The sequence below is a fragment of the Leisingera sp. XS_AS12 genome (assembly GCF_041224635.1).
GTDB lineage: Bacteria > Pseudomonadota > Alphaproteobacteria > Rhodobacterales > Rhodobacteraceae > Leisingera.
In genome coordinates, this window is sequence record NZ_JBGFGM010000079.1 from 172,161 (window position 1) to 180,293 (window position 8,133).

8 protein-coding genes are annotated in these 8,133 nt (G+C 66.3%); 2 read left to right on the forward strand and 6 right to left on the reverse strand.

What is annotated here, in order from left to right; all coding sequences use genetic code 11:
* Positions 1-13: 13 nt before the first annotated feature.
* Genes npdG through cofG form a run of 6 tightly spaced genes read right to left on the reverse strand, consistent with a single transcriptional unit; the run spans position 14 to position 5,492 of the window.
* Positions 14-682 carry an NADPH-dependent F420 reductase gene (gene npdG, locus AB9K35_RS07360; RefSeq protein ID WP_369925096.1) on the reverse strand — a complete coding sequence of 223 codons (669 nt, stop codon included), beginning with the start codon at positions 680-682 and terminating at the stop codon, positions 14-16.
* A complete protein-coding gene (gene cofE, locus AB9K35_RS07365) occupies positions 679-1,452 on the reverse strand; it encodes a coenzyme F420-0:L-glutamate ligase (RefSeq protein WP_369925097.1) in 774 nt (257 codons plus the stop codon). Before cofE ends, npdG begins: the two co-directional genes overlap by 4 nt.
* Complete coding sequence (gene cofC, locus AB9K35_RS07370) at positions 1,449-2,108, reverse strand: 2-phospho-L-lactate guanylyltransferase (RefSeq protein ID WP_369925098.1); 660 nt, start codon at positions 2,106-2,108, stop codon at positions 1,449-1,451. The genes cofE and cofC overlap by 4 nt, the downstream gene beginning before the upstream one ends.
* Complete coding sequence (cofD, locus tag AB9K35_RS07375) at positions 2,105-3,073, reverse strand: 2-phospho-L-lactate transferase (protein WP_369925099.1); 969 nt, start codon at positions 3,071-3,073, stop codon at positions 2,105-2,107. The genes cofC and cofD overlap by 4 nt, the downstream gene beginning before the upstream one ends.
* Entirely contained in the window at positions 3,070-4,353 is a 1,284-nt protein-coding gene (cofH, locus tag AB9K35_RS07380; protein WP_369925100.1) for a 5-amino-6-(D-ribitylamino)uracil--L-tyrosine 4-hydroxyphenyl transferase CofH, read from the reverse strand. Before cofH ends, cofD begins: the two co-directional genes overlap by 4 nt.
* On the reverse strand, positions 4,350-5,492 hold the full coding sequence (cofG, locus tag AB9K35_RS07385) for a 7,8-didemethyl-8-hydroxy-5-deazariboflavin synthase CofG (RefSeq protein WP_369925101.1): 1,143 nt from the start codon (positions 5,490-5,492) through the stop codon (positions 4,350-4,352). Before cofG ends, cofH begins: the two co-directional genes overlap by 4 nt.
* A gap of 240 nt (positions 5,493-5,732) precedes the next feature.
* Between cofG and AB9K35_RS07390 the strand changes: the two genes are divergently transcribed.
* Together AB9K35_RS07390 and AB9K35_RS07395 are read left to right on the forward strand one after the other, a co-directional pair.
* The gene (locus tag AB9K35_RS07390; RefSeq protein WP_369925102.1) at positions 5,733-7,304 is read left to right on the forward strand and encodes a Re/Si-specific NAD(P)(+) transhydrogenase subunit alpha; all 1,572 of its coding nucleotides are present in this window, start codon (positions 5,733-5,735) and stop codon (positions 7,302-7,304) included.
* A 13-nt stretch (positions 7,305-7,317) separates the two neighbouring features.
* On the forward strand, positions 7,318-8,133 hold an 816-nt coding region (locus tag AB9K35_RS07395; RefSeq protein ID WP_369925103.1), incomplete at its 3' end, for an NAD(P)(+) transhydrogenase (Re/Si-specific) subunit beta.

The window sequence follows — 8,133 nt, forward strand, 5'->3', positions numbered from 1 at the left end:
CCCTGTTGGAATTTTAGTGTTCGGGCGGACAGATGCGGATACCAGCGTGGGTAAAGGGCACTGCCTTGGAAATGTTCTGGCGGATCAGGATCGGGGTGATCGCCTCGATGCAGCGGGCGGCCTCGGCGTCGCCGGCGTTGTAGGCCTCGACGTCCAGCGCGCGGACCAGCTCGATCACCTTCTTGCGGGCGGGCAGGCTGTTGCCGCAGATCAGAATGTCGCAGTTGATCGGCCAGTCGAGATTGTTCAGCGTGGTGGCCGAGACATTGTGCAGCGCGCCGATCACCGGGATGTCATCGCCCAAGAGCGCCTGCGCGGCCTCGGTGGCGGAGCCTTCGGGCGGCATGTCCACCTTCTTGGGGTCGCCCTCTTTCAGCGGTACCACGATGTCGACCAGTATCTTGTCGGCCAGATGCGGCTTCAGCGCCGTGAGCGTTGCGTTGTGGGCCGAGAACGGCACCGCGAGGATCACCATTTCATCGGCGGCCTTGGTGGCGGCCTCATTGTCCAGCCCCTCGATCTTCGCGGCGCCTTCGGGCAGCTTGGCCATCAGGTCGGCGGCGATGCCTGCACTGCGCGCGCCATCGCGCGACCCCAGCGCCACGGCGATCCCGGCGCGGGCAAAGCGCAGCGCCAGACCCTGGCCCTGCGGCCCGGTGCCGCCAATGATTGCGATTTTCATCTGAACATATCCTCCTGTTTTTTCCGTATTATGTCGGCGCCGCGGCTGTCGGTCGGCTGCCACTCCAGCCCCCGCAGCAGCACCGCCGGTGTTTTTCCGTTCTTGCGCACCACCAGCCCCGAGGCGGCGGCGATCTCATCCGCCAGCGCCGGTTCGGTGACCATCAGGGGGCGGCCCCAGGCGTCCAGGTTGCCCTGCTCGTGGATGGTGGCGGGCACTTTCGACAGGCCGATCGCGACGTTGATCTGGCCCAGCCGCCAGGGGCGGCCGAAGGTATCGGTCATCACCACGCCGGTCTGCACGCCAAAGCGTTCGGCAAAGGCCTGCTGAATGCGCGCACAGCTGGCGTCCGGGTCGGCGGGCAGCACCATGGCGGCGTCTTCCTCGCCGAAGTTGGATTCATCCACCGCCGCATTGGCGGAGATGAACCCCAGCCGGTGCTCGCAGATCATCGTGCCGCTGACCTGATCGGGGCGGCGGAAGGCGCGCACCACGCGGGTGCTTTCGCGCAGCACGATCTCGACCTTGCGGGGATCCTTGTTCAGCTCCTCGCCGTATTTGATCGCTTCAGTCGAGGGCGTGACCGTGGACAGCGGAATGATGCAGCCCTCGGCCTTGGAGAAGACCTTTTGCGCGATGCACAGGATGTCGCCCGCCTGCGGCACCAGCCCGGCCTGTTCCATGCAGTCGCCCAGCACCGCAGCCAGATCGTCGCCGTTCTGGATGTCGGGAATGCCGGGAATGGCGGTGATGGACACGGACAGGCTCATCGTGCGGCCTCCTGCATCAGCAGCTGCGGCTGATCCGCCAGCAGGTGCTGCAGGTCATCGGCGGTGTCGACGTCCGCCCGCAGGCTGGCCAGCGGCAGCATCACCGGACACAGGCCCGCGGCCTCGGCCGCCTGCCGGTGGGCAACCACGGATTTCACCCCGTAGGCAAAGCGGAATGGGCAGGGCAGCGGCGCCAGCAGCGCGTTGGTGCCCAGATCCTCGGCCGGGCACAGCACCATCTGGCCGCCGCTCAGATCATGTGCCAGCAGCCGGGCCAGTTCGGCCGGTTTCGGGGCCGCAAGATCGCCGGGCAGGACGCAGATCGCGCCGTAGCCGCGGCCCGCGGCCCAATCCGCCGCCGTCTCCAGCGCCTCCGAGAGGCCGCGGGGGGCGCCCTCGTCGATCAGGATCAGCCCCATGGCGCGGGCCAGCCGGGTGATCTTCGGGCTGGAGGTCACGACCGCGATCTCCACCGCGCCGCCGGGCAGCAGCGCCAGCGCCTCCTGCGCACGGGCCACCGTGGCGCGGAACAGGGTCAGCGCCAGGGTTGCACGCCGCTCGGGGCTCAGCGTCGGGTCCAGCCGGGTCTTGGCGCGGGCGGGATCCTTCATCGGGATCACCACCAGCCGCTTGCCGCTGCGGGCCGCGGCGCTCATGCCACGGCCTCCGCCGCTGCGGGGGCCAGGCACAGGTCCACCACCTCGCGCGCCAGCCGGGCCTTGTCGGCCTTGTCCTTCATCAGGATATGGGCGCAGATCGGCGTCATGCCATGGGCGCGGATCTCATCACCCAGACCCTCGTCCTGGTGGTCGATCACCAAGGTCTGTGCGACACCGGCATAGCGTTCGGCGACGCCCGCCGCATCCGCGCGCAGCCCCAGAGCCGCCATCATCCGGTCGGCCGGCCCCTTGACCACCTTGCCCGCGATGAAGGGGCTGACCGCCACCTTGAAGGCGGGCGCGGCGCGCACCGCGTCCCGGATGCCCGGGGTCTCCAGCAGCGGCGCAATGCTGACCAGCGGGTTGGAGGGCGCGATCACGATCAGATCCGCCCCGGCGATCGCCGCCAGCGCCTCGGGCGTGGGGCGGGCCTGTTCGATGCCGTCAAAGGCCAGCTCGCGGACCTCCGGCGCGCAGCGTTCGCGCACGAAATATTCCTGAAAGCTGAGCCAGCCCGCATCGGTCCGCACCCGGGTCTGCACCCGGTCGTCCGTGGGTAGCAGGATCTCTGCCGCGACCCCGAAGGCGCGCGCCACGTCGCGGGCGATCACGCTGGGCCGCTCGCCGCGCAGCCGCCGCATGGTGCGGTGGATATGCAGGCCAAAGTCGCGGTCGCCCAGCGACATCCAGGTGTCATTGCCGAGCCTCGTCAGCGTGTCCAGCGCCCGGTGGCTTTCATCCGCCACGCCCCAGCCCTGGTTGCGGTCAATCACATCCGCCAAGCTGTAGGTCAGCGTGTCGATATCGGGCGAGACCCACAGTCCGTGAAATTCGTCGTCATCGGCGACATTGCCGATCACCGACAGCTCCACATCCGGCAGCGCCGCCAGCCCCTCGGCCATCTTGGCCCCGCCAACGCCGCCCGCCAGCAGGGTGACCTTATGCTTCGCCGCGCCGCTCATTCCGCTGCCTCCAGCGCGCTGCGTTCGGGGAACATATCAAGGAAATCCAGCGGGTTGCGGCCCCGACGGTCCACCAGCGGTGCCAGCTCCTCCGGGTCGTGGTCATCATAGATGTCGCGGATTTCATAGATGGTGTTGCGGCGCACCGGCACCCGGCCCGCGGCGCGGATGATCTGCGTCAGCTCGCGCGCCGTGATCTCCTGCCCGTGGTCCGAGCCTGCCGCGCGCGAAATGCTCTCGTTCATCAGCGTGCCGCCCAGATCGTTGACGCCGCGTGACAGCATCTGCTGTGCGCGGGCCGCGCCCAGCTTGGTCCAGCTGACCTGAATGTTGTCGATCCAGCCGTGCAGCATGATGCGCGAGACCGCATGCATCAGGTCGACCTCCAGCGCGGTGGGACCGGGGCGCACCTTGTCCGGGTTTTTGGCCCAGAGCGGCGATTCGGTATGTACAAAGGACAGCGGCACCAGCTCGGTAAAGCCGCCGGTGTCCTTCTGGATATCGCGCAGCAGCCGGATGTGGGCGGCCCAATGCTCGGGCGCGTCAATGTGGCCGTACATGATGGTGGCGGTGGTCGGGATGCCGACCTCATGCGCGGCGCGGATGATCTCGACCCATTTTTCGGCGCTCAGCTTGTTCTTGGTGAGCTGCATCCGCACTTCGGTATCGAGGATCTCCGCCGCGGTGCCCGGCATCGAGCCAAGGCCCGCCTCCTTCAGATCCGCCAGGAAATCGTGGTAGGGCATCTTGGTCTTGGACGCGCCATACCAGATCTCAAACGGTGAAAACGCGTGGATGTGCATGTCCGGGAGTGCGGCCTTGATGGCGCGCACGATGTCCCGGTAATAGGTGCCTTCCATCTTGGGGTGCAGCCCGCCCTGAATGCAGACCTCGGTCGCGCCGCGGTCCCAGGCCTGCTGGGCGCGCTCGACGATCTGCTCAGGCTCCAGCCACTCGGCGTCCTTGTCCTCGGATCGCTTGGCAAAGCCGCAGAAACGGCAGCCCATGTAGCAGATGTTGGTGAAGTTGATGTTGCGGTTCACCACAAAGGAGACGTGGTCACCATTGGCGCGGCGGCGCAGCTCATCCGCGGTGGCATAGACCGCCTCGGCATCGGCGCCGGTGGTGCGGAACAGCTCGACGCCCTCCGCCTCGGACACCTCGCCGCCTTCCAGCGCCATTTCCAGGATGGAGCGGATCGGAGCAGAGGCCCCGGCGACGGCCGCGGGCAGAGCGGCAGGCGGGGCGGCAAACTTCTCGGATGCGGGCTGAAGGGTCATGCTGTCTCTCCGATGTGGCGTTGATCGCGGGCCAGCCCGCCAGATCCGGCCATGCCTGCGGCACGGGCCAGAATGGCGGGGTTGATGAAGTCCTGATCGCGGGTCAGGTAGCGGGGGTAGACGGTCAGCCGCTCGCGCAGCTCGAACCCGGCCTGGGTGCTGGACTGCGCCAGCGCGCGGATCTCCGGCCATTCATGCTGGGGATTGATGAAGTCGATGGTCACCGGGGAAATCCCGCCCCAGTCGTTGATGCCCGCTTCCAGATAGGCGATGTGGCGCGCGCTGAGGTTCGGCGGCGCCTGCAGGCTGATCTCCGGCGCCAGGATGATCCGCGCCGCCGCGATGGTGCGCAGCATGTCCTCCAGCGAGGGCTCCGGGTGGTTGGCCATCTCGATATCCGGCTTGCGCTGGAAGTTCTGGATGATGACCTCTTGTATATGGCCGTGGCGGGCGTGCGCCGCGTTGATCGCATGCAGCGCCTCGATCCGCTCGGCAAAGCTCTCGCCGATGCCGATCAAGAGGCCGGTGGTAAAGGGCACCTGTTTCTGCCCCGCCCGCTCCAGCGTGCGCAGCCGCTGCACTGGCACCTTGTCGGGGCAGGCGTAATGCGGCTGGCCCTTGCGGGTCAGGCGGCGGCTGACGGTTTCTAGCATCATCCCCATCGAGGCCGAGACCGGCCGCAGCACGTCGATCTCGTCGTCTGTCAGGGTGCCCGCGTTCACATGCGGCAGCAGGCTGGTTTCCTCCAGCACCAGCTCGCACATGTCGCGCAAGTAGTCCGTCAGTCGGGAATATCCCAGCCGTTCCAGCCCTTTGCGCGCCTTCTCATAGCGCAGTTCCGGCTTCTCGCCGAGGCTGAACAGCAGCTCCTTGCAGCCCTCGCGCTCGCCCTTCCGGGCGGTCGCCAGCACCTGCTCCGGCGTCATGATGTTGGCCTCCGGCGAATCCGGGTGCTTGACGAAGGTGCAGTAGCCGCAGGTGTCGCGGCACATGTTGGTCAGCGGCACGAAGGCCTTGCGCGAATAGGTGACCGTGCGCCCCCAGTGGGCGTCGCGGATCCGGGCGGCACGCCGCATCAAGGCATGCAGATCTCCGGTCTCCGCCCAGGCCGTGCCTGTGCTGAGCATTTCAGTGTTCATGGGGTCCTCCCTGTGGCTCTCAGACTGTGGAGGAGGGCCTCAGCTGTCAAATATTTTTTTATCACTAGATCAAAAAAAATACCGCAAACAGCAAATTCGCCTAACTACTTGGCTGTTTTTAAACTGCAAAAAATACGATCTCGGAAAAATATTGACTACTAAGTAAAACGCTCAAATACTTTCCGGCAAACGCGGCGTCCCGGTCCCGCTGGGAACACCGTGCAACGGGAGGACATCAAAGTGCTTATTGGAACGCCGAAGGAAACGGCGAATGGAGAGGCGCGCGTTGCGCTGACGCCGGACTCTGCGCGTCAGTTGCAGAAGCTGGGCTACACTTGCGCGATTGAGACCGGGGCCGGGGCGGCGGCGGGGTTTTCGGATGCCGCCTACGCCGAGGCAGGCGTCGAGATCGTCAAGACCGCGGCGCAGCTGTGGAAGACGGCCGACATCATCGCCAAGGTGCGCCAGCCCAATGAGACCGAGCTGAAGCGGCTGACCAAGGGCAAGACGCTGATCTCCTTCTTCAATCCCGCCGGGAACGAGGCGGGCATGGAGGCCGCCAAAGCCAAGGGCGCCAATGTCATCGCGATGGAAATGGTGCCGCGGATCAGCCGCGCGCAGAAGATGGACGCGCTGTCCTCGATGGCCAATATCGCGGGCTACCGCGCGGTGATCGAGGCGGGCAACAACTTCGGCCGCTTCTTCACCGGCCAGATCACCGCCGCGGGCAAGGTGCCGCCGGCCAAGGTGCTGGTGGTGGGCGCGGGTGTTGCGGGCCTCGCCGCGATCGGCACTGCAACCTCGCTGGGCGCGGTCACTTACGCCTTCGACGTGCGCCCCGAGGTGGCCGAACAGGTGGAATCGATGGGCGCCGAGTTCGTCTATCTCGATTTCGAGGAGGAGCAGCAGGACGGGGCCGCCACCGGCGGCTATGCCTCTGTGTCCAGCCCGGAATTCCGCGAAGCGCAGCTGGCCAAGTTCCGCGAGCTGGCACCGGAGATGGACATCGTTATCACCACCGCGCTGATCCCCAACCGCGAAGCGCCGGAGCTGTGGACCGAGGACATGGTCGCGGCGATGAAGCCGGGCTCGGTGATCGTGGATCTCGCGGCCGAGAAGGGCGGCAACTGCAAGCTGACCGTCGCGGATGAGAAGATCGTCACGGACAACGGCGTCACCATCATCGGCTACACCGATTTCCCCAGCCGCATGGCGGCGCAGGCCTCGTCGCTTTACGCCACCAACATCCGCCACATGATGAGTGATCTGACGCCGGGCAAGGACGGGCAGATCGTGCATGACATGGAGGATGACGTGATCCGCGGCGCCACCGTGGCGTATCAGGGCGAGATCACCTTCCCGCCGCCGCCGCCCAAGGTGCAGGCGATCGCGGCGCAGAAGAAGCCCGAGGTGAAGGAGCCGACGCCGGAGGAAAAACGTGCCGCCGAAGTGGCCGCCTTCAAGGCGCAGACCAAGGCGCAGGTCACCATGCTGGCAGGCGGCGGCGCGCTCTTGCTGCTGGTCGGGCTGTTCGCGCCGGTCAGCTTCATGCAGCATTTCATCGTCTTTGCGCTGGCCTGTTTCGTGGGCTTCCAGGTGATCTGGGGCGTGGCGCACAGCCTGCACACGCCCTTGATGGCGGTGACCAACGCGATCTCCTCGATCATCATCCTCGGCGCGCTGATGCAGATCGGCTCGGGCAGCTGGCTGGTGATCCTGCTGGCGGCGCTCAGCGTCTTCATGGCCGGGATCAACATCTTCGGCGGCTTCCTCGTCACCCGGCGCATGCTCGCCATGTTCCAGAAATCCTAAGGAGGCCGGACACATGGATTACGGTTTCACCACCGCCGCCTATGTCGTTGCGGCTGTTCTTTTCATCCTGTCGCTGGGCGGCCTGTCGAACCAGGAAAGCGCCAAACGCGCGGTCTGGTACGGCATCGCGGGCATGGCGCTGGCGGTCTTTGCCACCCTCATCGGCCCCGGCTCGGGCCTGTGGCTGCTGTCGGTCCTGCTGATCGCGGGCGGCGGCATCATCGGCATGTATGTCGCCAAGAAGGTGCAGATGACCGAGATGCCGCAGCTGGTGGCGGCGATGCACTCGCTGGTCGGCCTCGCCGCGGTGTTTGTCGGCTTCATCGCCCATTTCGAGATCGGCAATGTGGCGGCCGCCGCGGCGGCGGGCACGGCGGACGAGCTCGGCACCTTTGCCAAGCTGATCGCCAAGAAGACCCCGGCCGAGATCGCCTTTTTGCGGGTTGAGCTGTTCCTCGGCATCTTCATCGGCGCCATCACCTTCACCGGTTCGGTGATTGCCTTTGGCAAGCTGGCGGGCAAGGTCACCTCGGCGGCCACAAAACTGCCGGGCGGTCACGCGCTGAACGCAGGTGCCGCGGCGCTCTCCTTCATCTGCCTGATCTGGTACTTCAACTCCGGCACCTTCCTGCCGCTGTTGCTGATGACGCTGGCAGCCCTCTTCATCGGCTACCACCTGATCATGGGCATCGGCGGCGCCGACATGCCGGTGGTGGTGTCGATGCTGAACAGCTACTCGGGCTGGGCCGCGGCGGCGATCGGCTTCTCGCTTGGCAATGACCTCCTCATCGTGGTCGGCGCGCTGGTGGGCTCCTCCGGTGCGATCCTC

Coding starts and splice junctions, on each gene's coding strand:
- cofG (WP_369925101.1), bottom strand. CDS start 5,492: ATGAACACTGAAATGCTCAGCACAGGCACGGCCTGGGCGGAGACCGGA.
- npdG (WP_369925096.1), bottom strand. CDS start 682: ATGAAAATCGCAATCATTGGCGGCACCGGGCCGCAGGGCCAGGGTCTG.
- cofD (WP_369925099.1), bottom strand. CDS start 3,073: ATGAGCGGCGCGGCGAAGCATAAGGTCACCCTGCTGGCGGGCGGCGTT.
- cofH (WP_369925100.1), bottom strand. CDS start 4,353: ATGACCCTTCAGCCCGCATCCGAGAAGTTTGCCGCCCCGCCTGCCGCT.
- cofC (WP_369925098.1), bottom strand. CDS start 2,108: ATGAGCGCCGCGGCCCGCAGCGGCAAGCGGCTGGTGGTGATCCCGATG.
- cofE (WP_369925097.1), bottom strand. CDS start 1,452: ATGAGCCTGTCCGTGTCCATCACCGCCATTCCCGGCATTCCCGACATC.